General features: G+C 43.8%; 23 protein-coding genes. 7 read left to right on the plus strand and 16 right to left on the minus strand.

The features are described from left to right. Positions 1–3 precede the first annotated feature (3 nt). The 6 genes from ABS301_RS04675 to ABS301_RS04700 all read right to left on the minus strand — a co-directional run bounded on the left by ABS301_RS04675 (position 4) and on the right by ABS301_RS04700 (position 6574). Positions 4–1032: a glycoside hydrolase family 130 protein gene (locus tag ABS301_RS04675; RefSeq protein WP_349671107.1), complete on the minus strand. Its 1029-nt coding sequence runs from the start codon at positions 1030–1032 to the stop codon at positions 4–6. A 44-nt stretch (positions 1033–1076) separates the two neighbouring features. Next, positions 1077–1913, minus strand: coding sequence for a carbohydrate ABC transporter permease (locus ABS301_RS04680; protein WP_349671108.1), 837 nt, complete (start codon positions 1911–1913; stop codon positions 1077–1079). After that, the gene (locus tag ABS301_RS04685) at positions 1910–2893 is read right to left on the minus strand and encodes a carbohydrate ABC transporter permease (RefSeq protein ID WP_349671109.1); all 984 of its coding nucleotides are present in this window, start codon (positions 2891–2893) and stop codon (positions 1910–1912) included. The genes ABS301_RS04680 and ABS301_RS04685 overlap by 4 nt, the downstream gene beginning before the upstream one ends. A 23-nt stretch (positions 2894–2916) precedes the next feature. Further along, positions 2917–4284, minus strand: coding sequence for an ABC transporter substrate-binding protein (locus ABS301_RS04690; RefSeq protein WP_349671110.1), 1368 nt, complete (start codon positions 4282–4284; stop codon positions 2917–2919). A gap of 267 nt (positions 4285–4551) precedes the next feature. Next, positions 4552–5559, minus strand: a complete 1008-nt coding sequence (locus ABS301_RS04695; protein WP_349671111.1) for a LacI family DNA-binding transcriptional regulator — start codon at positions 5557–5559, stop codon at positions 4552–4554. A 4-nt stretch (positions 5560–5563) separates the two neighbouring features. Continuing rightward, a complete protein-coding gene (locus ABS301_RS04700) occupies positions 5564–6574 on the minus strand; it encodes a LacI family DNA-binding transcriptional regulator (protein WP_349671112.1) in 1011 nt (336 codons plus the stop codon). Positions 6575–6777: 203 nt separating this feature from the next. On the opposite strand from ABS301_RS04700, the gene ABS301_RS04705 reads away from it, so the two are divergent. Genes ABS301_RS04705 through asrC form a run of 4 tightly spaced genes read left to right on the plus strand, consistent with a single transcriptional unit; the run spans position 6778 to position 10328 of the window. Then, a complete protein-coding gene (locus ABS301_RS04705) occupies positions 6778–7545 on the plus strand; it encodes a formate/nitrite transporter family protein (protein WP_349671113.1) in 768 nt (255 codons plus the stop codon). A gap of 1 nt (position 7546) precedes the next feature. After that, positions 7547–8566, plus strand: a complete 1020-nt coding sequence (gene asrA / locus ABS301_RS04710; protein ID WP_349671114.1) for an anaerobic sulfite reductase subunit AsrA — start codon at positions 7547–7549, stop codon at positions 8564–8566. Continuing rightward, positions 8556–9350, plus strand: a complete 795-nt coding sequence (gene asrB, locus ABS301_RS04715; protein ID WP_349671115.1) for an anaerobic sulfite reductase subunit AsrB — start codon at positions 8556–8558, stop codon at positions 9348–9350. The genes asrA and asrB overlap by 11 nt, the downstream gene beginning before the upstream one ends. A gap of 15 nt (positions 9351–9365) precedes the next feature. Then, positions 9366–10328 carry a sulfite reductase subunit C gene (gene asrC, locus ABS301_RS04720; protein ID WP_349671116.1) on the plus strand — a complete coding sequence of 321 codons (963 nt, stop codon included), beginning with the start codon at positions 9366–9368 and terminating at the stop codon, positions 10326–10328. A 64-nt stretch (positions 10329–10392) separates the two neighbouring features. On the opposite strand, the gene ABS301_RS04725 is transcribed toward asrC, so the two are convergent. Then, a complete protein-coding gene (locus ABS301_RS04725) occupies positions 10393–10728 on the minus strand; it encodes a phage holin family protein (protein ID WP_349671117.1) in 336 nt (111 codons plus the stop codon). A gap of 173 nt (positions 10729–10901) precedes the next feature. Between ABS301_RS04725 and ABS301_RS04730 the strand changes: the two genes are divergently transcribed. The 3 genes from ABS301_RS04730 to ABS301_RS04740 all read left to right on the plus strand — a co-directional run bounded on the left by ABS301_RS04730 (position 10902) and on the right by ABS301_RS04740 (position 14887). Further along, the gene (locus ABS301_RS04730; protein ID WP_349671118.1) at positions 10902–12623 is read left to right on the plus strand and encodes a LytS/YhcK type 5TM receptor domain-containing protein; all 1722 of its coding nucleotides are present in this window, start codon (positions 10902–10904) and stop codon (positions 12621–12623) included. Further along, the gene (locus ABS301_RS04735; RefSeq protein WP_349671119.1) at positions 12604–13326 is read left to right on the plus strand and encodes a LytR/AlgR family response regulator transcription factor; all 723 of its coding nucleotides are present in this window, start codon (positions 12604–12606) and stop codon (positions 13324–13326) included. The genes ABS301_RS04730 and ABS301_RS04735 overlap by 20 nt, the downstream gene beginning before the upstream one ends. A 109-nt stretch (positions 13327–13435) precedes the next feature. Next, positions 13436–14887, plus strand: coding sequence for a carbon starvation CstA family protein (locus ABS301_RS04740; RefSeq protein WP_349671120.1), 1452 nt, complete (start codon positions 13436–13438; stop codon positions 14885–14887). A 51-nt stretch (positions 14888–14938) separates the two neighbouring features. Here ABS301_RS04740 and ABS301_RS04745 read toward each other — a convergent pair whose 3' ends face one another. The 9 genes from ABS301_RS04745 to nifE are packed head-to-tail and all read right to left on the minus strand — an operon-like array spanning position 14939 to position 24397. Beyond that, positions 14939–15925, minus strand: a complete 987-nt coding sequence (locus tag ABS301_RS04745) for a hypothetical protein (protein WP_349671121.1) — start codon at positions 15923–15925, stop codon at positions 14939–14941. Between the two features lie 15 nt (positions 15926–15940). Continuing rightward, positions 15941–16558, minus strand: a complete 618-nt coding sequence (locus ABS301_RS04750; protein ID WP_349671122.1) for a Fe-only nitrogenase accessory AnfO family protein — start codon at positions 16556–16558, stop codon at positions 15941–15943. A 15-nt stretch (positions 16559–16573) separates the two neighbouring features. Beyond that, positions 16574–16864: a PqqD family protein gene (locus ABS301_RS04755; RefSeq protein WP_104434811.1), complete on the minus strand. Its 291-nt coding sequence runs from the start codon at positions 16862–16864 to the stop codon at positions 16574–16576. 1 nt (position 16865) lies between these two features. After that, positions 16866–18260: a TCP-1/cpn60 chaperonin family protein gene (locus ABS301_RS04760; protein ID WP_349671123.1), complete on the minus strand. Its 1395-nt coding sequence runs from the start codon at positions 18258–18260 to the stop codon at positions 16866–16868. Then, positions 18238–19065: a hydroxymethylglutaryl-CoA lyase-like TIM-barrel protein gene (locus ABS301_RS04765; protein ID WP_349671124.1), complete on the minus strand. Its 828-nt coding sequence runs from the start codon at positions 19063–19065 to the stop codon at positions 18238–18240. Before ABS301_RS04765 ends, ABS301_RS04760 begins: the two co-directional genes overlap by 23 nt. Continuing rightward, the gene (locus tag ABS301_RS04770; protein WP_349671125.1) at positions 19040–20023 is read right to left on the minus strand and encodes a homocitrate synthase/isopropylmalate synthase family protein; all 984 of its coding nucleotides are present in this window, start codon (positions 20021–20023) and stop codon (positions 19040–19042) included. Before ABS301_RS04770 ends, ABS301_RS04765 begins: the two co-directional genes overlap by 26 nt. 47 nt (positions 20024–20070) lie before the next feature. Further along, entirely contained in the window at positions 20071–20379 is a 309-nt protein-coding gene (locus ABS301_RS04775; protein WP_349671126.1) for a 2Fe-2S ferredoxin, read from the minus strand. 13 nt (positions 20380–20392) lie between these two features. Continuing rightward, positions 20393–23023: a nitrogenase component 1 gene (locus ABS301_RS04780; protein ID WP_349671127.1), complete on the minus strand. Its 2631-nt coding sequence runs from the start codon at positions 23021–23023 to the stop codon at positions 20393–20395. Positions 23024–23041: 18 nt separating this feature from the next. Continuing rightward, positions 23042–24397 (minus strand): nitrogenase iron-molybdenum cofactor biosynthesis protein NifE, encoded by a 1356-nt coding sequence (gene nifE, locus ABS301_RS04785; RefSeq protein WP_349671128.1) that lies wholly within the window; start codon positions 24395–24397, stop codon positions 23042–23044. Between the last annotated feature and the right edge of the window lie 81 nt (positions 24398–24478).

Genomic DNA, 24478 nt, shown 5'->3' on the forward strand with positions numbered 1-24478 from the left:
TTTCTAGCGTAACCCTGTTTCTGTGTCACTTTCCGTCACCAGGCTGTGTTCCTTAATATAATCTGTTACCTTTCCTACGGTTGTAAATGCCAGCCCCACATAGCTGTCAGCCGCTCCATAATAGATTGCGATCCTTCCGCTTTCAGAATCGTGAATCGTAGCACAGGGAAACGTTACATTCGGCACAAATCCCCGTTCTTCATACCACTCCTCTGGTGTGAGAAGGAATTCTCTGCAGCGGTATTTCACGATGGAAGGATTGTCGATATCTAGAATTGCTCCGCCTATACTGTATACAAATCCGTTGCAGGTTCCCGTGACTCCATGATAAAACAATAGCCAGCCTTCTGAAGTCTCAATGGGAGCCGCTCCTCCTCCGATCTTTACATTCTGCCACCAGAAGTCTCCTGTCTTACCCATTACATGTCTGTGTCTTCCCCAATAAATCATATCCGGACTTTCCGAGACGTAGATATCTCCAAAGGGAGTATGACCGCTGTCACTGGGTCTGGAAAGCATCAGGAACTTTCCTCCGATTTTTCTTGGAAAAAGTACTGCATTCCGGTTAAAAGGCAGAAATGGATTTTCAATTCTTGTAAAGGTTTTAAAATCCTTCGTCCATGCCATTCCAATAGCGGCACCGTAGCAGTCCTGGCACCACATGATATAATAGGTGTCTTCGACTTTAACAAGCCGGGGGTCATATGCGTATACAGGCATAAATGGCTCTCCATGTTCAGACACAAACTGTATTTTCTCACGTTCAAACTCCCAATGAATCCCATCCCCGCTGTGGCCTAAGTAGATAAATGGAACGCCATTTGTCTGCTCCCCTCTGAAGACGCCGATGAATGCCCCCTCATAAGGAATTACGGCACTGTTGAATATTCGTGCGACTCCCTCTAAAGGATTCCGGTCAATGATGGGATTTGCATCGTATCTCCAAACAGGCATCCATGGTTTTGCCTTCTCCGGCCTATCCTGCCACGGCATATTCGGGACCTGTGATCCAATTATTTTAACTTCGCTCATAGTTGCTTTCCTCCACTCATGTATTTATATTCTTAAGCGTCTGTCTACCCTTTGACGGCCCCTTGTGTTAAACCGCTGTAAATCTGTTTCTGGCATAGAACAAAGATAATCAACGCAGGGATCATGGTGATTATGACTCCTGCACAGATATAGTTGTACTGGTTTCCAAGCGGCCCCGTGAATTTAAACAGGGACGTAGCTACTGTAACAAGCCTGTTTTTGTCCTGCAGATAAAGGTTCGCCGCATAGTATTCATTATAAGTTCCCACTCCTTTTAAAATCATAACGGTAATGATCGCCGGCTTTAAAAGAGGCAGAAGCACCCGGAAAAACACGCCGAAATAGGTGCAGCCATCCATAATAGCCGATTCATCCAGTGAGGTGGGGATATTCTCAAAGTACTGAATGAAAATATAAATGGACATAACATCAGTACCGCACATCAAAACAATGTATCCTGGCAGACTGTTTATCCATCCCAGGCTATACATAATCTGATACACGGATACCTGCATGGCAATTCCCGGAAGCAGAGAGGCGAACAGGAAAAGACTGCGGATTAAGCCATTGCCCGGAAATTTAAACCGGTTTAGGATATAAGCCAGCATAGAACCAGTCAGCACAGAGCCAAACAGAACGCACACAAGGATAATTCCAGAATTACGAAATGCCACTCCCATGTTTGCTTTCTGCCATGCTTCTATAAAATTATTTACATAAAACCAACTGGCTGGTAAGGTCATGACATTGGTCGTCGCATACTCTTCTGGTGTCTTGAATGCTGTGATTACGCAGACAATGACAGGGAGCACGGAAATAACAGAGCCCAGAATCAGTGTTGTATATTTTATAAATGTCCAAAGAAATTTCTTTAATTTCATCTGTTATCTGCCTCCCTCTGCCTGTTTCGCTTCTTCTGCCGTCTCACCGTTCGTATTGCCTCCTGATCACCGATTCCAAGAAAATACCATTCTCCTGCTTTCTGAAGCAATGTAGCAAATAAAATCAGCACAAACAGAACAATCGCCATAGCTGAAGCCAGACCTACCTTCTGGCTTACGTGGGCCAGCTTATTCATAATAACAAAATAGGTACCTGTTCCAAACTCGCCGTTTGTGATTACATAGGGCGGTTCAAAAACACTGAGTGAACCGGTAATTGCCAGAATCATATTGAGTACAATAATAGTCTTTATGCTGGGAAATATAATATACCGGAACTTATTGAAGCCGGAAGCTCCGTCAATTGCCGCCGCTTCATAAAGCGTACTGTCCACTGACATGATCGCACCGATAAACAGTACCATATTCTGTCCCATATACCGCCACACAGAGGTGGCGGCAATTGAGATGTTATTGATACTCTTATCCTTCAGCCAATATGGCAGAGAATCCAGATTGAACCCAATCCACTGAAGAACCGTATCCAGTACAAAACCTCTTGTATAGAAAAACTTGAAAATAAAACCCACTGCAATTCCGCATACCAGATATGGGAAGAACATAAAACCTTTATACAAACCTCCGCCTTTTACCTTAAAGCTTAAAACGGAGGCAAACCACAGCGCAATTGCCAACTGTATGAAAGCTGCGACTATATAATAACCGCTCAGCTTTAATGCCTGAAAGCAATCCTTCCTGGAAAATACTTCTGAATAATTTTTAAGGCCCACAAATTTTCGCGCTCCAATGTACTTCATGTCATAAAAGCTGAACTGAAACATCTTCAGAAAAGGAATATATGTAAAAACCAGAAGTAATAAGAGCGGAGCCAGCATAAATGTGACCATACACAGTCGTCGGTTCACCTTTCCCGACTGAATCCACTTAATAAAGTTAAATGGTGCTCTTTTTGTGTTCATATCATTTCCCCTTTTTCTGACTGTTAATGAGTGATTCCAATCTTCTCTTGCGCCGCAGTCCACTTTTCATTCCACTGGTCTGCCAATTCTTTCATAGAAGGCTGCCCTTCGATTGCTGCCTCCACTACCGACTTCGCCATTCCGCCTGATACATTAATTCCCAGCTCGGATTCATTATTAACATCATTTCCCCAGGTTTCCTCACCTTTTAGTACCGGCACATCATATAGAAGCCCAACTTTGTCAAATGCTTTTAAAAACTCCGGCATCTCGGAATTCACTTTAATCGAAACACCGCCCTGGTTCACATCGAATCCGGATTTATCGATCAGCCATTTGATATAAAGCATGGCTGCCAGTTGATTGTCTGCAGAGCTATTGCAGTTGACTCCATAATTATAATCCGCAGATACTGAAGTATACTGCTTTCCATTCACTGTAATTGGAAATGGCATATAAGCCACATCATCACCATTCTCCGCTGCATCCTTCATCTGGACAATAGACCATGAGCCTAATGCCATGCTGGCAATCTCTCCCTTGTTTAACCTTGCCTTGCTTCCTTCCCAGTCGGTGGTGGTGGGGTCTTCCTCTGTAAGACCTTTTGAAACTGCCTCATATAGTAAGTTATAGACTGCATAAGGCCCAGTCTGGTCTCCCCGGTCAGCAAACGGATTCTTTCCCTTAACACGGCCCTCCTGTGCAAAATCTGCCTGCCCGGTTGCACAGGCATCTATGTAAGCATCCCATGCCGTCATGGTCCAGCCGGCTGCAAAATTTGTATAAAGCGGAATTGCATCTGTATTGTCTTTGATCTTTTGCAGCGCACTTAAAAACTCCTCCGGAGTTTTTGGTATTTCCTTTACTCCTGCCTTTTCAAACACTGCCTTGTTATAAACAATTCCCTGTATATTTCCCATAGATGGAATTCCATAGACCTTGTCATCATAGCTGTAATTTGACAGCATGGTATATTCTTTTGACAATTCATCCATAGCTCCTAAGTTGATAAAATAGTTTTTGAGTTCATTCTTATCAACCGTTGTGGGAATCATACAGATATCTCCCCAGTCACCAGTGGTCAGCCTTGTTGTGATATCATTTGCATAATTTGTAATTCCCTCATATTCGATGTTAATGTTTGGATACATCTTCTGAAACTCTGAAACATAATCCTTAAACGTCGTATCAACGATATCTGTTTTGTGGGTCAGAAATTTTAAATTGGCCTTTAAATCCGTATGCTCTCCCAGCTTAATCTGATCAAATGTAACACCAACGTCTGTCTTTTCTGCCTTGACCTCTTCTTTTTTGTTGCAGGCTGCCAGCGTAGCTGTTAATGTACCAGCAAGAACAACTGCAAGAAATTGCTTTCCATATCCTTGTCTCATGATAAAACCTCCCATTTTTTAATCTTTTTTAACTTAAATTAATCTTAGCACATTTATCTTTTAATCACAAGTTTATTTTGCAAGTCTATATTTATTTTGTATATGTTTTATACATTTGCTCATAATTTATATGCATAATGTATAATTAATATTATTTTTAATTTATTTTTTTGACATTTATTTTTCTGTAAAATAATAATTTTAATTAAATTTAAGTTAATTCGTTTTTGCACAAAAAAAGAGCAGCACGCTGCTACTCATTTTAATTTATTCCTGTATGGTTTTTACACTGCTGCGTTCCACGATATAGCTGTCCAAATATTTTATATCATTATGATCCGGGCCTCCAGCCACCTTTTTCAGAAGGATTTTTACTGCTTCGTGAGCCATCTCTTTCATATCCACGTTATATGTTGTAAGCTTCTTGGCCAGAGAATGTCCATATAGGTAATTATCATACCCTACAAGAGAGATATCCTCCGGTATCCGGTAACCCATCTGGGAAAGCTTATCATACAGAAAGCCTGCAACAAAATCACTGCTGCATACAAACGCAGTAGGAAGCACTCCTGGCAGCGAAATGTCGGCCTTTCCACTGACCACCTTCGCATCAGCAATCACCCACTCCGGATTAACCGGAACGCCCCATTCTTCCATCACCTTACGATATCCAAAATACCGGTCACAAAGGTTTTCATTTGTTTCCGCCTCGCCTACATATCCAATATTCCTGTGTCCCCGCTTCAGGAGATAACGGGTCATTTTGTACATCCCAATATAATTGTTGGACATAATAGAAGAGCACCCGATTTCCTCACATCTGAAATCCAGCAAAACCGCTGGAATCTGCAGAACTTGAATCGTATTTTCCAGATATTTCTTTTCCATCTTTCCAATTACTATAAGACCGTCGATTCTTCCCTCTTCACAAAGACGTGGAAGTTCAAGCTCTTTTTCTTTATCAGTGCTGATAATCTCCAGCGTTGTAAGCGCTTTAAACGTTGAGGCCGCCCAGACCGTCTGCTGATACATAGTCCAATAAAAAGAGGTTCCAATTCCGATATACTGCTCTGATACGATTACACCTATCGTGACCTTTTCTTTGGGGCTCTTATCCTGCTTCGTATTGTCATAGCCCAGCTCTTTCGCCTTTTCAATCACCTGTGTTCTTACGGCTTCACTGACTCCCTTCTTACCTGAAAGGGCATTTGATACGGTCACAATACTTGTCCCTAATTCGTTGGCGATGTCTTTTAATTTTACTGATCCTGCCAAAGATTTACTCCTCCCTTCTTTTTACTGTATTTCCTTCTTTTAAAATGCCATTCACCACAGTGATCCCTGCCGGCTTGCCTTTTCCCGAAATTCTCTTTAAAAGCGTGGTGACACTAATCCTGGCCAACGCATTCTCATCAATTTCATAGGTTGTCACTTCCATCTCTTCCGGATATTCGTCAAGAAAGCGGTCAAATGCCACAATGGAAACATCTTCTGGAATTCTTAAACCTCTTTCTCTGAGCTTTTCAATCAATACGCCAGTGGTTCTCTCACAATTGCATACAAATGCTGTAGGCAGCTTTAAAGGCAGATCAAATTCAATTACAGAACCTTTCTCCCCCACACTGCGATCACAAATCAGGCTCGTATTGTCAATATGGTTCTGCAAAAGTGCTTTGCAATATCCCATATACCGGTCCATAATACTGTTAGTCGCTTTTGGCGTTCCCACAAATGTAATATCCCTGTGGCCGAATTGAATCAATCGTTCCACAGCTTTTTGCATTCCCCGGAAGCTGTCTGTAATAATAAAATCCATATCCATATCCACATTGTAAAAATCCACACCAACGACAGGCACCTGCGCGCTTTTTCCCACCATATCAACAAATAGCGGTGACATCTCACCAATGATTAACAGTCCGTCTATCTCTGCATCTGCAAACTTATAAGCCTTGTTTTCCAAACGCTCCCGCTCTTCATCAATTACCTCCAAAATCGTAAGTGAGTTACGCTTCGCGGCCTCCTTTGCAATTTCTTTGTATATATGCATATAAAATGAAGGATATTCTTTTACATAGCGCTCTGCAATCAGAACTCCGAAACGGTATGCCCTCTCTTTTTCCCTGTCTTTCAGTGCACTTTTCTGGTATCCTGTCTCTTCTGCCAGAGAAAAAATCAGGTTACGCACCTGATCGCTTGCTCCCTTTTTTCCTGACAGCACATTGGACACTGTTACCACACTAACACCTGCGCGCTGGGCAATCATCTGCAATGTAACCTTTTTTCCCATTTATTTACCCACTTCTTTACTTAATTTTAATTAAAACTAAATTAATTTTATCATTAAAATTATATAAGGTCAACGAGAACCATACTCTTTCTATTGCAGTAATTTTTTAAGTCATCGTGATTTAAATCACGGTGATTTTTTTAGTTATTGATTATACTGGTTTTGTGGGTAGTTTGATAAAAAATAAACAAAGGAGGTTGTTTATGTTTCAGGAAGAATATTCAATGTTAGCAAAAGCGGCGGAAAACAAATCAAAGTTTCTGAAAAAAAATCCTGTTGGATACTGGTTTGCGGCCATGCTGGCAGGTATTTATGTGGGTTTTGGAATTCTATTGATCTTCTCTGCCGGAGGGATGATTTCCAGTCAGCCTTACGTCAAGATTATTATGGGTGCATCCTTTGGCATCGCCCTCAGTCTTGTTGTTATGGCAGGAGCAGAACTGTTTACCGGCAATAATTTAGTAATGGCAGGCGGAATGTTCAGCGGTACCGTCACAATTGGAGAGGCTGTCAGACTGTGGGTGGTCTGTTTAATTGGAAACTGGGCCGGTTCCATTCTCCTTGCACTTATTTTCTGGGGTGCCGGGCTGGCAAAGGGGCCAGTAGGGGAATTCATGGCAAATGCGGCTGCTGCAAAAATGGCAATCCCCCTCATTCCTCTCTTTTTCAGAGCGGTACTTTGTAACATTTTAGTCTGCCTTGCGATCTGGTGCAGTTTCCGCTGCAAATCAGAGAGCGGAAAATTAATCATGGTGTTCTGGTGTCTTTTCGCATTTATAACAAGCGGTTACGAGCATAGTATTGCAAACATGACACTGCTTACGGTGGGAGTCTTAAGTCCTAACGGTGCGGCTGTTTCCCTTTCCGGATATTTTTACAATATTCTGGTTGTAACTCTTGGCAATATGGCAGGCGGAATTTTATTTACTGCTGTTCCCTATTATCTGATTTCCGGAAAAAAGGAGGCTTAGCATGGGATATATCCTTAATACAAAAGAGGTCAGCGAAGTATTTCAAAACTGGAAAAAGGATTCTGTCATCTATGCTCCCATGCTGATGAAAAACGGAGGTGCTTTTTCGGATACGGACTCTGTTCACTATGGAGAAATTCAGTCCATTGACGAAATCGTATTTGACCAGAAGTCAGACTTTTCTTTTAAAGAAATTCTTCTTCCCATCTCGGAGACCTTATTTTATTTTACGGAAGATTCTGTAAAGGAACCGGAAGCCCCTGTGAAGCAGGCAATTATTTTTCTGCGCAGCTGCGACCTTCATGCGGTGAAACGCTTAGATACCATGTATCTCCATAACGGGGCTGAAGACCCTTATTATAAACGTCTCAGGGACCGGGTGAAATTCGTACTTATGGGGTGCAAAGATTCCTTTGAGAGCTGTTTCTGTGTTGATATGGGAACCAATCGTTCAGACGACTATCATGCTTCCATGGAACCATCAGAAGACGGAGTGCTGATTGATAATAAAAACCCCGAATGGGATGAGTTATTTGCTGCCAACTGTTCAAAACAGGCAGATATAACCCCTTCTTACGTAACCGAGACTGAAACACAGGTTAACATCCCTGATTCTCTTTCCTTAGAGGTCATGAAGTCATCCATGTGGAAACAATATGACAGCCGCTGCATCAACTGCGGACGGTGTAATTTTGTATGTCCAACCTGTACCTGTTTCACCATGCAGGATATTTTCTACACCGATAACGGCAAAGTCGGAGAACGCCGCAGAGTATGGGCTTCCTGTATGACGGATGGTTTTACTGATGTAGCAGGCGGCGGAAACTATCGCCAGAACAACGGTCAGCGCATGCGCTTTAAGGTTCTTCACAAAGTATATGACTACAAGAAACGCAATGGGATTCCTATGTGCGTAGGCTGCGGCCGGTGCGACGACGTGTGCCCGGAGTACATCTCATTTTCCCACTGCATCAATCAGCTGGAGGATGCCATGAAGGAGGTAAATGGAAATGAATCATAACGAATATCTTCCTTTCCGTTCTGAAATCAAGGAGGTAATCCGCCATACGGACATTGAATACACATTTCGCATGGCTTATCATGGAGACGTAAAACCGGGTCAGTTTTTCGAGGTTTCCATTCCGAAGTTCGGGGAAGCGCCCATTTCTGTCAGCGGTATCCGGGAGGATTCCGTAGATTTGACCATTCGCCGGGTAGGTAAGGTGACAGGAGAAATCTTTGAACGTTATCAGGGAGACAGCCTGTTTTTAAGAGGACCTTACGGCAATGGATTTGATATGGAAAATTTCCGGGGAAAAGAGCTTCTTATCATAGCAGGCGGAACCGGACTTTCTCCTGTGAAGGGTGTGGTTGATTATTTTTCCGGTCATATGGAAGAAACAAAGGGCATGACACTCATCGCCGGATTTAAGACCCCCAAAGACATTCTCTTTCTGGAGGACTTCGGCAAATGGAAGCAGGCAATGGAAGTCATTCTGACTGTGGATTGTGCAGAGGATGACACGGCCTGCCAGATCGGACTGGTCACCCAGTATATACCAAAATTAAAGCTGAAAAACAAAGAAGAAACCACTGCAATTGTGGTGGGGCCTCCAGCCATGATGCGCTTTACCACTCAGGGACTTCTTGATATTGGACTGAAGGAAGAAAATATCTGGATATCCCATGAACGGAAAATGTGCTGCGGAATCGGCAAATGCGGACACTGTAAAATTGATGACACCTATGTGTGCCTGGACGGACCTGTCTTTCCATTTACCAAAGGCCGCAAACTCTTGGATTAGAAAGGGGAACGTCTAATGGATATTAACACAAAGGAACTGAAAAAAAATGCTTTCCGTGTTACGAAACACAGAGGTCTTACAGCCTCCCGCGTCCGGGTACCAGGCGGTTATCTGGAAGCCAGATTTTTATCTATGATTCAGAATATTGCCGATACTTACGGCAATGGCACTGTACACATTACCTCCAGACAGGGTTTTGAGATCCCTGGAATCCCATTTGCGGATATTCCAAAGGTCAATGCCCTCCTGCAGCCGATTATTGAAGGATTGGGTATTAACCAGGAAAAATCTGGAGAGGGCTACAGCGCTGCGGGAACCCGGAATATAACCGCATGCATCGGCAACAACGTCTGCCCTTATGCCTGCTATAATACGGCGGATTTTGCAAAGAAAATAGAGAAAGCCATTTTCCCTAACAATCTCCATTTTAAGGTTGCATTAACCGGCTGTCCCAACGACTGTGCCAAGGTGCGGATGCATGATTTCGGCATTATGGGAATGACACTCCCACACTACGATGCAGACCGCTGTGTCAACTGCGGCGCCTGCGTGAAAGCATGCAAACGGAAATCAACCGGGGCTCTGGAAACCGTGAATGGTAAGGTAGCCCGCAATCATGAAACCTGCATCGGCTGCGGGGAATGTGTACTTGCCTGCCCCACCAGAGCCTGGACCAGAAGTCAGGAGAAGTTTTACCGCCTCACCCTGCTTGGACGTACCGGAAAGAAAAATCCCCGTCTGGGCGAGGATTTCATCAAATGGGCAGATGAGGACAGTATTTTAAAGATTATTTTAAACACTTATGATTATGTAACAAAATACATTGATACCACTGCTCCCGGCGGAAAGGAACATATCGGATACATTGTGGACCGGACCGGATTTGAAGAATTCTACCGTTGGGCAATGAAGGATGTGACTTTGCCGGAAGAAGCAAATGTTTATAAGCCGCTTTACTGGAAGGGCGTCAAATATTAGAAAACGATAAAAGCATGACCAGAACCCATACTCGTGGATTCAGGCCATGCTTTTATGCTGCTGCCTAATCTTTATCCTGAAACAGATTATTTAAAATAGTAATTATAAAAGCTGCAATCAGCGAGTTAACAAAGCCGCCCATACTTATATTTTCAACAAGGGAATCGGCGATCATGATCGTCCATGCATTTACAATAAAGCTGAATAAGCCTAACGTCAGCAAATTGGCGGGTAATGTAATCAGCATAAGAAACGGTTTTATGATCAGGTTCACAAGCAAAAGTACCATGCCCATAATAAGCAGTGCGCCTAAACTTCCTATATAAACCGAGTTAAATATAAATGACATCAGATAAATGGCTAATACAATTGAAATATACTTTATAAATAGTTTCATCATTTTCCCTCCAGTAAACTCTATTTTGCCTGCATTGGTTCCTGATGTTAAATTATATATGATTCCTGGCTATAAATGCAAGTTACTTTCTATCTTCCGTGACTCCCACTGTATTTCTTTAAAAATTCTGTTATAATTATAACAGAATTTTAACAGCCAGTATAAGGGGGAAACTTATGTCAAGTGCTATGTTTTTCAGTCTTCTTTTAAATATCGGTCTTCTGGTTCTGATCGCCACCCTTCTTACCAAAATCCCCATTGTAAGGAGCATGCTCCTTTATGATATGCATTCCGCCGGCTGCGGAATCATGCTTGCCACCCTATTCGGTTTAATCAGCATTCTATCAACCTACACAGGAGTTCGCACTCAGGGAGCAATTGTCAACACCCGGGTAATCGGAGTGCTGGCTGCCGGCCTTTTAGGCGGCCCATATGTGGGAATCGGTGCAGCCTTAATTGGAGGGATTCACCGTTATCTGTTTGACATCGGTGGATTTACCGCAGCAGCCTGTGCTGTCTCTACTCTGGTTGAAGGGCTTGCAGGCTCCTTGTTCTCCAGCCGGTTTAAGGCGGGAAAAATGGGCAGCTCCAGTGTTTTTATTCTCACGTTTTTTGTAGAATTTCTTCAGATGATGATTATTCTGCTTATTTCACGACCCTTTTCTGCAGCAGTCCAGCTTGTAAAGCTGATTTCACTTCCCATGATGACCATGAACGCACTTGGAATGTTAGTATTTCTGGGCACTTTTAATATGGTTTTTTTGGAGGAAGACAGTCAGTTTGCTGAACGGATGCGGCTGGCTCTTGGAATCGTGGAACAAAGTCTTCCCCATCTTCGCAAAGGCTTATACAGCATAAAGGATATGCAGGCTGCGGCTGAAATTATTTTTCAGTCCACCAGTTGCGCAGCCATACTTATTACAGATACCGAAAAAATAATAAGCAGGAAAACCAATTTGGAACTGAAGGATATGAATGAGGATACGGTTCTTCTCTCAATTCTGGCGTCTATCCACGACAGGAAACCAACCATTTTTCATTATGCCAGAAAAGGGGAACCACTTTATTCCATTTTGAAAAACCATATCATTGTGGCTGCTCCCATTATAGAAATGAATCAGGTTATGGGAAGTCTGACCATGGTAATAAAAAAGCACTGGCAGCAGTCCCAGTCTGATTTAAATTTTGCCTCGGAACTTGCAAGGCTTTTTTCCACTCAGTTTGAGCTGTCTGAACTGGAATACCAGAAAAAATTACGGCGCAAGGCAGAATTAAAAGCACTGCAGTCTCAGGTCAATCCCCATTTCCTTTATAATTCTCTCAACACCATTTCCTACGTCTGCCGGGACAATCCGGACAGAGCCAGAGAACTGCTTCTTACTCTGTCTTCCTATTACAGACAGACACTGGAGCACAATTCCTACATGCACACACTTAAGACAGAACTTATGCATATTACCAGATATCTGGAATTGGAAAAAGCCAGATTTGAAGAAAAGCTTCATATCGAAATAATAACGGATGAAAAAACAAACTGCCTGATTCCGGCGTTTATCCTTCAGCCTCTGGTAGAAAATGCAATCCGCTATGGTTTTGATAAAAGCGCCAATCGCTATGTATCCATCTGCGCCTGTATGGAGGGAGCATCTATAAAAATCTCCGTTTCCGATAAAGGACCCGGAATTCCGGAAACAGTCATAAAGCATCTGTATGAAGGGGAACATTACGGGGGAGTGGGACTGGAAAATGTCCATAAACGGCTAAAAAGTATTTATGGACAGGAGCACGGACTTCATATTGAAAGTTCTGATTCCGGTTCTGACATCTTTTTTACCATTCCGGTTTCTCCAGAATCAAAGTATGAAGGGGGATTCACTTATGAAAATTGCTGTGATTGATGATGAACGCCCTGCGCGTAAAGAACTGATCCACCAGATTTTATCCTTCCTGCCTGAAAGCGAAATTATGGAAGGAGACAGTGGTAATGCAGCCCTTGAATTGTTTGGCCATCATTATTTTGATATTCTCTTTCTGGATATCAGTTTAAATGATATGGATGGAACCACACTGGCAGCTGCCGCAAGGAGAATGATGCCTCATGCCCAGATCATCTTTGCAACCGCGTTTTCCCAATATGCAGTCCAGGCATTTGAACTGGGTGTAAACAACTATATTTTAAAACCCTTTGATCCGGAACGGTTACGTTGCATTCTGGAAAAATGCAGACAGGATTTGGATCATTCTTTGAAAAATGATTTATGCCTCCCAGCACATAAGTTTCCCATTAATGTCAACAGAACCATTATATTGCTTGATATCAGACAGATCGTATACATAGAAACCTGCTGCCGAAGCTGCATTATCCATACTGTTTCCAGGGATTATACGGAGAACCAGCTGCTAGGTGAATATGAAAAACGCCTTTCCTCCTGTGGATTTTACCGGATTCACAAAAGTTATCTGATCAATTTAAATTATATATCCGAACTGTTTCCATGGGCAAATAACAGTATGGCAGTTAAAATGCAGGGATTTGAAAAAGAGATTCTGCCCGTAGGAAGAGAAAAGATCAAACAGTTTAAGCAGATCATTGGTGTCTAGCTGCTGTTTATGCACAAATACCTGCTTTTCATCCATTTTCCATTTATTATTGTGCATATTTCATTATAATTGGTGGTAATGAGATGTTTTAATAATAGGAGGTAGGCAAATGATAAGTTTCTTTTTATGTCTGTTGCTGCTGATTTCAGGTTTTTTCTTCTACAGCAAAATCACAGAAAAAGTTTTCGGACCTGATGACAGAGTAACACCAGCTCTTTCCATGACGGATGGAAACGACTACGTTCCCATGGGGACCCCACGCATTTTTTTAATCCAGCTGTTAAATATTGCAGGCCTGGGTCCCATCTTTGGTGCACTTGCCGGAGCCTGCTGGGGACCCAGTGTATTTTTATGGATCACCTTCGGTACTCTTTTAGGGGGCGGTGTACACGATTATATGATAGGTATGATGTCCATGCGGCATAAGGGCGCCAGTGTATCAGAACTGACCGGTTCCTATCTTGGCACAGCCATGAAGCAGATCATGCGGGTATTTTCAGTAATTCTTCTTGTACTGGTGGGTGTAACCTTTTCTACCGGGCCGGCAAATCTCTTAGCGATGCTGACACCTAATGTACTGGATTCCAGATTCTGGCTCATTGTTGTACTGGTCTACTATTTTATTGCCACCTTTGTTCCTATTGATAAGGTGATTGGAAAAATCTATCCGTTCTTTGGAATCTGCCTGATAGTAATGGCACTGGGTGTTGGCGGAGCCATTCTTTTTAAAGGATATCACATTCCGGAAATCACCCTGGCCAATCTTCACCCAGCCGGTACACCAATCTGGCCCACCATGTTTATCTCTGTTGCCTGCGGCGCCATATCGGGATTCCATGCCACACAGTCTCCTTTGATGGCCCGCTGTCTTACCAATGAGGCAGACGGCCGGAAGGTATTTTATGGAGCCATGGTCGCAGAAGGTGTTATTGCGCTCATCTGGGCTGCAGCGGGAGTTGCTTTTTATGATGGAACCGGCGGTCTTTTAACTGCACTTGGAAATGGGCAGTCCAGCGTTGTTTATGAAATCTGCTTTCAGCTTCTTGGACCCGTTGGTGCTGTTATAGCCATGATCGGAGTGATCGCATGCCCCATCTCCTCTGCAGATACGGCTTACCGGAGTGCACGTCTGACTCTGGCAGACTGGTTTAAACTTGATCAGAAACCGGCAAAAAACCGCCTGCTCCTTACCATACCGCTTCTGGCAGTTGGCTCTGTTCTGACTCAGTTTGATGTACAGATCGTATGGAGATATTTCTCCTGGAGCAACCAGACACTGGCAATGATTGCATTATGGACTGCAAGCGTTTATCTATTCCGCAAAAAACGTTTTTACTGGATTACAGTGCTTCCTGCAACCTTTATGTCCGCAGTCTCCTGTACCTACATACTGATGGCAAAGGAAGGACTTCAGATTTCCACCACCATTGCCTATCCAATTGGAATACTTTTTGCAGCTGCCTGTTTTGGAACCTTTTTCTATACTACGGTTCTTGGAAAGGGCAGGTATGCCAATGCTTCAGCCAGTGAAACAGAGTATGCTGCAGCAAAATCAGACTAAGCATTCAAAGAACAAAACTGCCAAGTAATTCAGCCTTGGCAGTTTTGTTCTTTATTCTCTCATTGCTTTGTTGCACAAGGAACAGTTTGCACAGTCAGAAGGGCTGCAGTGCATTCCGGGCCGTGCAAACGGTTCTATGGTAAATCCGCACGATTCCAGATCATATCTGTCATTTTCAATCAATACTTCTCCAGATTCCAGAAAAAACTCCACTTTAATCCCGGATACAGTGAGTACCTCATCATAGAGAGGATGGGGCTTTATGTGGGGAGAATACTTTCTCATTACCGCTTCCTCCGTCTGAACATAGATGGAGTGATCACAGGTGATAAGACCTTTGATCTCTCCGCTTTCCGTAAACGAAAGAGAATTGCTGTCAGCATTGATTCCGATCTGGTCCGGATCGTAAGCGGTTATTTTTCCAATGGGAGTTGATACCAGGACAGGCTCTGCCGGTTCTACTGATTTTAAGTTTCCCGACTCATACAAGGAAAGTCCCACCTTAGTTTCCACCATTCCCATAGGAGTCTGTATGGCAGCACTTTCCCCCGGAAACAAGGTAATACTTTTTATATCTCCACTTTTATAAAAACAAAGGCCATTTATCATTGCCTGAAATTCCGTAAAGCCAAGATCAAAGGTCAGGGAAATGTTAAGCTCCCGTTCATCTTCCTCCGTCCAGAAGCCACTCATCTGTCCATCCAGGATAAATATCCGGTGAAGCTCTCCAGAGGGATAAAATTTAATCAGTTCAACCGGAAGCTCTCCAATGGGGGTGAGAACCTCCTGCTGCTCTTCTAACGCCACGCTAACCACCATTCCCTGCTTGTCAAATTCCACAGACGGCTTCTTTTTTCTTCTGCCGTTCTCCGTATAAGCCGGAATCAATTCTCCTGCCTGGGTAACAATCATATTTTTTTCCGATAGGGTTACTCCCGATAACTCTCCGTCTGGATGACAGAGAAAGGAATCCACTCCACCCAGAATTCCATAAGGGGTCTGTAGTGTCCCAGCATCTAAAACCATATAATTTTGCATTTTTTCCACCTCCTGCTAACACTGTTTTCGGGTTATGGTTATATGTACTTTTCCATTTCCATTTCCATTACATACCTTTTTTTCATAGGAATCATCGGTTTCAAGCCATGGGGGTATGTGGGCACAGACAATCTGCAATTCGAGAAACGGAGTATTGGAAAGGAAAGGCAACAGTGCCTTTTTGGATGATACCTCCGGGCACTCCGTTTGAAGCTGCACCAAATCCAGAAAATAGATTCCTGGTGTCTGCGTTTCCACAGGTCCGGCATTCTGAATCATTTCTTCTTTCCTTCTTCGTTTTTCATCACTTTCTTCTATATCCTTTATCATTCCGTCTAACGTGTCCTGGTCCGCTTTTTCTGAACAAAAGATGCAATAACCTTTTTGGTTGAATACGGAAAATGGGATTCCTGAAAGCTCTCTGCACAAAACTGCTTTCGCATCTTCCGCGAGAGTCATGATTGCTTCCGTTTCTTTTCTCAGTTTTTCAATTGTATTTCCTGTTATGGGAGAAAAGGGAGCGGTACGCACCGCCCGCCACTGTTCCCCCTCCTTTTCAAAGATTTCCACCAGGTTGCAGTACAAAAAAGGAACCAGTTCCTGATCTTTGCTGATCACCGCTATTTTTTCCACCTGCCTGCTCCTCCTTTACCCATTAATTTCAACCACATTCCCATGGATCAGTTTTGCAAGAAACTCCTCCAGCTCTAGCCTTGCATCTTCTTCATCAATATTTTTTTCCTCAGAAAGCAGAGTGATTAATTCCTCCACTCCTGCCCCCCTCTCCAGGCTGTTCCATAAGAAGATGCAGATCTCATTTACCGATGGCAGACCGTCTAAGGAACCGTTCTGGCTGTCTCTTTCATCAAAAATACAGAATTCCCCTCCCAGTTCCATTAATGCAAATCCAGGCTTCAGCTTTACTTTTCTGATGTTCATATCAGTTCCTTAACCTTTCTATATCCACTCCGCTTTTTATCAGTTCTAAATCTTCTCTGTCATATCCGGTACTCACCATAACCGCTCCGGTTGTCAGCCACATAACAACCAGTCCACAGATCTTCTGAATCATGAGGATCATCAGGTATGCACTGAGTTCCTCATTCTGAAAACATACCTTCATGGATTCTGTCAGGAACTTTTCTGCCTCTGATCCGGCTTGAAAGTTGATTAAATCATCTTTTTTCAGTACTCCAAACTGCTTTACAGTCTGATAATAGGCTAATGCAGATTCAATCCTTCGTTTCTCCTCCTTCGCCTGTACCGTGGTATATCCACCCGCGTAGATGACTGGCGCGCAACCCATTAATCCTGCAATTCTACCCCGCAGCATCTGCTTGTCGTAATAATTGGTTTTGGGATCCCCAATCCGCTCTTTAATTCCATCAATCCTCCTGCATATCCGGCTGTTATCCCCATTTCCTTTTATAATTGTATAAGAACCGGCAGCGGTCACTGCTTTTACCCGCCCCAGCATGGCTGGTGAAATTTCTTCCATCTGACAAGGATAAATACCATCAAAAACCATGGTATCCGTATACACCGCAGCGTCCTCAAAAAGGTCTTCTTTTCTCCTGCCAATTCCCGGCGCCTTCATGGCTCTTACATGAATGCGGTTCTGTTGTACATTTGCACTCAGAAGAGTCAGGGCTTCCCCCTCTATTCCGTCTGCCAGAATAAACAAATTCTGCTGTCCGGTCTTTTGAAGGAGGGGATAGATGCTTGAAAAGGAAGTGATGGGGGTTTTTACAATCAGAACAAGGGCATCCCAGACCGTTCCTTCCGCTCCCACTGTCAAACCTCCATCAAGACGCATTCCTTTTATTACTTCAAGCCTGGTTTCCCCGGACATGGATTCTTTTACAACCAGTTCCCCCGCTTCTGATCCTTCCACAATCATTTGGGCGGTCTTCTGGTCTTTGGTGATTCCTTCTATTAAATCGGTGTTTATGACAGGCAGGGGGATTGCTTTTTTACCTACAAATTCTTCCAACGCTGATGCAGCGGCTTTTAGTTCCCTGGCAAGAAGTACCGGACTGATTCCAGATGCGGATTTCCTTTCACAGTAAGATAAAAGCCGGGCTGCCAGACGGGCTGACTCCCCGGTTCCGCAGCCTGCTGCCTGATTGATTTCACCGATGGCTGCGGCCGCCAGACGGATTCCCTGGTTAAAAAACAAATCTGTTCCCTCAAGCTTTCCGGCTACCTCAGAGGCAGCAAAACTGTAAACTCCATTTACCATTACCTGCCCCTCACAGGAGAGAACCCGGCAGAGACTTAAAATTCCTTCCGCCATTTTTTTTCTGCCTTCTTCAAATTTGATCTTCCGAATCATTCTTCTTCCCTCCATTCATTATGGATTTTAAGAGATTTTCCCCTTTTTTAATATCTGCACTGCTTACATTTAAATCAAACTTACGGGCTGCACTATGGACAAATTCGTAAAGGTTGCAGTTACCGGCACGCTCTCCGATTCCAAGCAGTGTCCCATCTACCATATCAGCCCCGGAAAGCGCCATAACCATGGAATTGGCCACTGCCATTCCAAAGTCATTATGTTCATGAACCTCGATCATGATTCCTGTCTGCTTTATTTCCCGCACCAGCTCCCCTGCCCGTCTGGGGAACAGCACCCCAACCGTATCTGCAAGGCGAATGGTCTCCACTCCCTTTTGCCGCATCAGACGAATTAGAGATACCAGGAAAGCCACATCAGCCCTTGACGCATCTTCCAGACCTACCGTAATGGGAATGTTATAATTCCTGGCGACTTCCAAACATTCCTGAAGAGAATTTTCAATCCATTTTTTATTTTTCCCCAATTTATTATAAATCTGCGTATAGGATACGGGGGTTCCGATATGAATCAGGTCCGGTTTCTGTCTGGCCGACTCTTCTACATTTTCAGGGTTTAATTTAGACCACAGGGAGACAGCTGCCTGTTTTTTCTTTTTCATAATTTCGCTGATATAATGAACGCCCTCTGTACCCACATCGTAAATCCCTGCCTCGATTTCGGAAACTCCGATGCTGTCTAAAAACAAAGCCAGACGTACTTTATCAGAAGGAGAGAATACAACACCCGGACACTGCTCGCCATCCCGAAGAGTGGTATCAACTATTTTGATTCGCCTTTTCATACTTATCACACTCACTCATCATTGTTAAAAACTCTTCATCAGTTACTTCCCCGCCCTTTTTAATACTGAGACGTTTTACCATTTCTAAAAGATGCTCCACCGGATAACAGTCTTCCATCTGATACTGCTTCAGCTTATACCGAATGGATGTGCCCCCCGAATGTTTTCCCAGGATCACCTTTCTTGATGCTCCCACAAGTTCTGGAGGAAAGGATTCGTAATTGGATGGTTTTTTCAAGACTCCATCCACGTGCAGACCAGATTCGATATAAAAGATCTTTCTTCCAATCACAGGGGTATGACCCGGTATTTGTGTGTTTGTCATGGCTTCAAAGATATTTCGTAAGTCGGCCAGTTTCTCAAAGCTGTTGTTTGGTTTATAACGTTCCACCACCCTCATGGCAAGAATGACCTGTTCCGTAGCCGCCTTGTTTCCGATCCCGGTAAAGGTAGTCATCACCGTTCCGTTATGATGATATTGTAAATAATCCGCCGCAATGGCAGAAGCACAATAGCAGGAGTTTTCCGGATACAGGATGGGAGAAGCCTGGATTAACAGCTTCATCCCCCGCTCATAAATATCACGGCTTTCATAGATGAGTAAATCGTCCAGCCCCGTAAGCCTTAACCGGTTATCTGGTCTGGCACATTCCAGTCCCCTTAACTCCGACACATCATTGACCTGTATATTACGTATAAACTTTCCTGTCCCATCGCAAAAAGAAGAAAAAAAGAAATGAATCCCGGGATATTTAACGCTTTCCGATGGACTGGGAAGTTCCATATACCAGGTGATCCCCTGAGGTAAATCCCCCTGCATCAGCTGATAAACTCTTGGTGTTAACACGGCTCCCCATATGCAAAGACTCTCTAATGTCCGGGCAAATTCATACACCAGCTCCTTTTTTAACGGGTATTCCTCCAGCATCGTCAGTGTTGCATCAATGATTTTAATCAACAGCAGCCCCTCCTTTTCCTGTGCTTCCTTTTGCATCATTACAGGTATTAAATCATTAAATCACCAACCGGATTTCCTCCTTCAAAATGCTCATCAAAGATGCGTTCCACATCATCCTCTGATACATTGCCATACCAGACTCCTTCCGGATAAACCACCACAACAGGACCTTTGTCACAGATTCCAAAGCACCCGGTATTGTTTATGACTACCTCTCCGGAAAGATCCCTGTCTTCAATCTCCTGCATAAAAGCCTGGATTAAGTCAACCGCTCCCTTCTGGTAACACATCCCTTTTTGTGTTCCGTTGATTCTGCAGCTTGTGCAGATGAATACATGATATTTTGGCTGTACCATCTTTCTCCTCCTCTTACATGGCTTCCGCCGCTTTTTTTACTGCATCTTCAATCATGTCATAGGTATTCACCGGCTTAATCCCCAGTTTTGTCAGCTTTTTGGCTGGTTCCATACCGATACGCATGGCAATGACTCCGCTGCAGCCATTTAAAGCAGCTATAATTCGTTCTATTTTATCCTCTTTTTCTCCGCATTCTTCTTCCCCCTGACAATACTGCTCCACATTTCGTTTTCCTGCAAACCGGACTTCTCCGTTGCGGTAGTCATACAAATAAAATTCCTTTGCATGACCGAAGTGAGTATCAACTACCACCCCGCTTTTGGAAGCGACTGCAAAACGAAGGCTTTTTGAAACAGGAACAATAACCGGCCTTTCCTCCGCTACGAATCCCTTTAATTGTATGGATTTATCATCGGTCAAGGTTCCAATTGCATCCGCCCGGCAGTGCTGGCAGTGATACATCTGGGGCATAATCTCTTCACACTGCTTTCTGATCTCATTTAACTGTTTGTTTGAAACCGGCTCCACATGTTCCAGTGCGCTGCCCTTTACCGGAATCATCTGCATAATATTAGTAATAAAGCAACCCAGTGATTTGACAGTCTTTACAACCTCTGGTACATGGCTGTCATTGATTCCCTTCACTGTCACAATATTAACTTTTACCAATATTCCATTGGCAATTAACTGCCTGATTCCTGCAATCTGGTTTGCTACCATAAGAGCCCCTGCTGCGTCACCGGTGTATTCTCTGCCCATATACCGGATATACTGGTACATCTGCCCGCTGATATGGGGATCCACCGCGTTCATGGTTACGGTTACATGGGAAACGCCCAGTTCCTTTAGCTCCAGTGCATACTGGGGAAGCTTCAGTCCATTGGTGGAAAGACAGAAGGTTACTTTTGGATCCTGTTTTCTTATGAGTTGGAATACCTTTCTTACATTCTCCCAGTTTTCCAGGGCTTCCCCTGGTCCTGCTATCCCCACAACGGTTAAGTTGGGCATTTTCTCCTTCACTGACAGATAACGGTTAAGTGCTTCCTCAGGCGTCAGAATAGAAGAAGTGACTCCCGGACGGCTTTCATTGGGGCAGTCAAATTTTCTTACACAGTAGCCGCACTGGACGTTGCAGGCAGGAGCTACCGGAAGATGGATTCTGGCAAACTGATGAGCCTGACAATTATAGCAGGGGTGCTCCTTTGTCTTTCGCTTCATGATCTCTTTGGCAGATTCCGGTTCCTTTTTCTGATCAATGGCTGTACCCTTATAATATGTATCATATAAAGTCTCCCGAAAGGTAGTTTCAACCGTGTCGATCAGCAGATTTGCGATCTCATCCATATATTCCACCGATCCTTCATAACCCAGCATTTTAAGCCGCTGTCCCCCCACATGATCATGGATGGGAAATCCTCTACGAACCAGGGGAAGGTGTAAATCTTCTGCAATACGCCTTCCGTCAGAACTGCCTGCAAGAATATTGGCCTGATAGGTAACAATCATCTCCTCAATATCCTTAAAATCCGCTTTATCTGCAATTTTATACTCATCTACCAGGTACAGACCGGCAAGACCAGAAATCTCCGGTCTGATCAGTCCGTCAAGTTCCGGACTTGCCGATCCCGCTGCACAGACTACCGGCATGACTCCGCATTCACACATCATGCGCACGGTGGAATATACCAGATCCGGTTCCCCAAATACAGCCGCTCTTCCTGAAGAATGGTATTTATGAGAATCAATCATGGCATCTAAATAGCGCCCTCTCTCTTTCATCAATTCATCAGGGATTTCTTTTCCGGAAATACGGGACAGTGTATTTAAAAATGCATCTGTATCCCTTAATCCTACTGGCAGGGGCAGCCGCTCATAAGGAACTCCATATGTTTCAGATAAATATTCTCCCACAGAATTCTTATGGTGAAATGCGGTCAATTCCAATGTAAGATTCGCTCCACCCATCTGCTTTAACCGTGCCAGATCCGTTCCCTCATGAGGAAGGCGGTTGTAACTGGGGTCGTGGGCTCCATCTAAATTATCGGATAAGTCAGGAAGGAGAACGGCATCAATTCCAAAGAGCGAGAACATCCTTTTTAAATATCTGGTATCTGCCGGGCTTATGGGTGCCGTGATGACATTTACCAGATGATTCTTTTCTGTCTCCATCTTAATAGAAGAAACAATGGCAGAAAGAGCTGCAAAATACCCCTCATACTGGCTTCCACCATATCCGGGGGAATGGCAGGGAATCAGCGTAATGTCCTCATACCCTGGATTTTCTTCCAGAAAAGACTGTAAGATCCCCGGAACATCCTCTCCTATGGTTTCTGCCAGGCATGTTGTCATGACACCAATGATTTCTGGGTGGTAAAGCTCAATTAAATTTTTTAATCCTTTTTTTAGATTTTCACTGCCGCCATAGACTGTTCCCTGCTCAGTCAGGGAGGAGGAAGCAATATCCACCGGTTCATTGTAGTGAGTCGCCATATGACGCCGGATGTAGGTAGCACACCCCTGTGAACCGTGAAGGATTGTCATGCAGTTCTTCAGACCGTAGAATGCCGTCGCACTGCCCATGGGCATACACATTTTACAGGGATTGATATTTAGATTCACCAGAGGTTTTACTTCACTCTTCATCGTCATTCCGCCTTTCTGTCAGCTGATGTAGCCCCATACCGGACTGTTTATGCTTTTATTGATTTCCATGGTGAAATTGACCACCCCTTCGAAACCGGCTAAAGGAAACTTTCTCTCATGATTGTGATCACAGAATGCGATTCCCAGCTTATAGGCAAGAGGTCTTTCCTTTACACCTCCAACCAGAATATCCGCTCCCTTTTCTTTCATAAAGGTTTCTAACTCTGCCGGATTGGCATCGTCTAAAATTACAGTATCAGATTTCACCAGACTCTCAATCACTTCATAATCTTCTTTTTTCCCTGTCTGGGTTCCGACCACCACCGTTTCCATCCCCATTGCCTGAAACTGGCGTATGAGGGAGATTGCCTTAAATCCACCGCCTACGTAGATAGCCGCTTTTTTCCCTTCCAGGTTTTTCCGGTAACGGCTTAAGAAACGTTCCAGCTCCTCCGCCTTCCTCCTGCAAAACTCCACTGCTTTTTTTCTTGCCAGTTCATTTTGAAGTGCCTCCGCTGTCCTGATTAAGGAATTGGTGGTGTCTTCGATTCCGAAGAAACTGACCTTGATAAAGGGAATGCCAAATTCCTCCTCCATACGGTTTGCCAGATAGGTACTGGAACCTGCGCACTGGACTATATTTAAAGCAGCTTTCGGCGCTTCAATCATATCCTCATAACAGGTATCACCGGTAAAACCTGAGATCACATCAATGCCGATTTCCCTGAAATAATTCTTGATAATCCACATTTCTCCTGCCAGATTAAAATCCCCTAATATGTTGATGGCAGTTCTCTTTTCTTCACTTTTATGGGGCAGAAGCACATTCATAATCGCATCACATGCCATCCGGTAGCCGGTGGATTTATTACCGGAAAAACCGGGAGATTTTACTGGAATTACCGGAATGTGATACTGCTCTGATTTCATTCTGCACAAGGCCTCCACATCATCTCCGATTACACCAACAATACAGGTGGCATAGATAAAGATCAGCTTCACGTTGTCTTCTTTCTCCATCAGCTCATCGACTGCTGCCTCAAGCTTTCTGATTCCTCCAAATATAATATCTGTTTCCTGCAAATCCGTGGAAAAGCTGTTTCTGTAAATATCCTCTCCACTTGTTAAAGATCCCCTGATATCCCAGGTATAGCTGGAACATCCGATGGGACCATGTACAATATGCCAGGCATCGGTAATGGGATTTAAAACAACTCTGGCTCCGCAGTATACACAGGCCCGCTGGGACACGGAACCGGATACACTGTTGCTGTCACATGAAATTCCGCCCCCCATGCCGCTGCACCCGTCTTTTACAACAATGGAACTTTTCCTTGCGTCCAATATATTCCGGTTGCTGTTCTCCGTTTCCATAAACATACTCCTTTCAAAGACCCGCAAATTTAAACAGAAATAGGGAGGGGTCGGCTCCCTCCCTGGTTCCATTTCATGATT

The organism is Lacrimispora sp., from assembly GCF_031982545.1.
GTDB lineage: Bacteria > Bacillota > Clostridia > Lachnospirales > Lachnospiraceae > Lacrimispora.

Bases quoted from the DNA above. Each gene is read 5' to 3' on its own strand.
- ABS301_RS04735 (WP_349671119.1), top strand. From the start codon at position 12,604: ATGAAAATTGCTGTGATTGATGATGAACGCCCTGCGCGTAAAGAACTG.
- ABS301_RS04765 (WP_349671124.1), bottom strand. From the start codon at position 19,065: ATGAAAAGGCGAATCAAAATAGTTGATACCACTCTTCGGGATGGCGAG.
- ABS301_RS04775 (WP_349671126.1), bottom strand. From the start codon at position 20,379: ATGGTACAGCCAAAATATCATGTATTCATCTGCACAAGCTGCAGAATC.
- asrC (WP_349671116.1), top strand. From the start codon at position 9,366: ATGGATATTAACACAAAGGAACTGAAAAAAAATGCTTTCCGTGTTACG.
- ABS301_RS04705 (WP_349671113.1), top strand. From the start codon at position 6,778: ATGTTTCAGGAAGAATATTCAATGTTAGCAAAAGCGGCGGAAAACAAA.
- ABS301_RS04675 (WP_349671107.1), bottom strand. From the start codon at position 1,032: ATGAGCGAAGTTAAAATAATTGGATCACAGGTCCCGAATATGCCGTGG.
- ABS301_RS04725 (WP_349671117.1), bottom strand. From the start codon at position 10,728: ATGATGAAACTATTTATAAAGTATATTTCAATTGTATTAGCCATTTAT.
- nifE (WP_349671128.1), bottom strand. From the start codon at position 24,397: ATGGAAACGGAGAACAGCAACCGGAATATATTGGACGCAAGGAAAAGT.
- asrB (WP_349671115.1), top strand. From the start codon at position 8,556: ATGAATCATAACGAATATCTTCCTTTCCGTTCTGAAATCAAGGAGGTA.
- ABS301_RS04730 (WP_349671118.1), top strand. From the start codon at position 10,902: ATGTCAAGTGCTATGTTTTTCAGTCTTCTTTTAAATATCGGTCTTCTG.
- ABS301_RS04740 (WP_349671120.1), top strand. From the start codon at position 13,436: ATGATAAGTTTCTTTTTATGTCTGTTGCTGCTGATTTCAGGTTTTTTC.
- ABS301_RS04755 (WP_104434811.1), bottom strand. From the start codon at position 16,864: ATGAACATCAGAAAAGTAAAGCTGAAGCCTGGATTTGCATTAATGGAA.
- asrA (WP_349671114.1), top strand. From the start codon at position 7,547: ATGGGATATATCCTTAATACAAAAGAGGTCAGCGAAGTATTTCAAAAC.
- ABS301_RS04760 (WP_349671123.1), bottom strand. From the start codon at position 18,260: ATGATTCGGAAGATCAAATTTGAAGAAGGCAGAAAAAAAATGGCGGAA.
- ABS301_RS04685 (WP_349671109.1), bottom strand. From the start codon at position 2,893: ATGAACACAAAAAGAGCACCATTTAACTTTATTAAGTGGATTCAGTCG.
- ABS301_RS04700 (WP_349671112.1), bottom strand. From the start codon at position 6,574: ATGGGAAAAAAGGTTACATTGCAGATGATTGCCCAGCGCGCAGGTGTT.
- ABS301_RS04690 (WP_349671110.1), bottom strand. From the start codon at position 4,284: ATGAGACAAGGATATGGAAAGCAATTTCTTGCAGTTGTTCTTGCTGGT.
- ABS301_RS04680 (WP_349671108.1), bottom strand. From the start codon at position 1,913: ATGAAATTAAAGAAATTTCTTTGGACATTTATAAAATATACAACACTG.
- ABS301_RS04780 (WP_349671127.1), bottom strand. From the start codon at position 23,023: ATGAAGAGTGAAGTAAAACCTCTGGTGAATCTAAATATCAATCCCTGT.
- ABS301_RS04745 (WP_349671121.1), bottom strand. From the start codon at position 15,925: ATGCAAAATTATATGGTTTTAGATGCTGGGACACTACAGACCCCTTAT.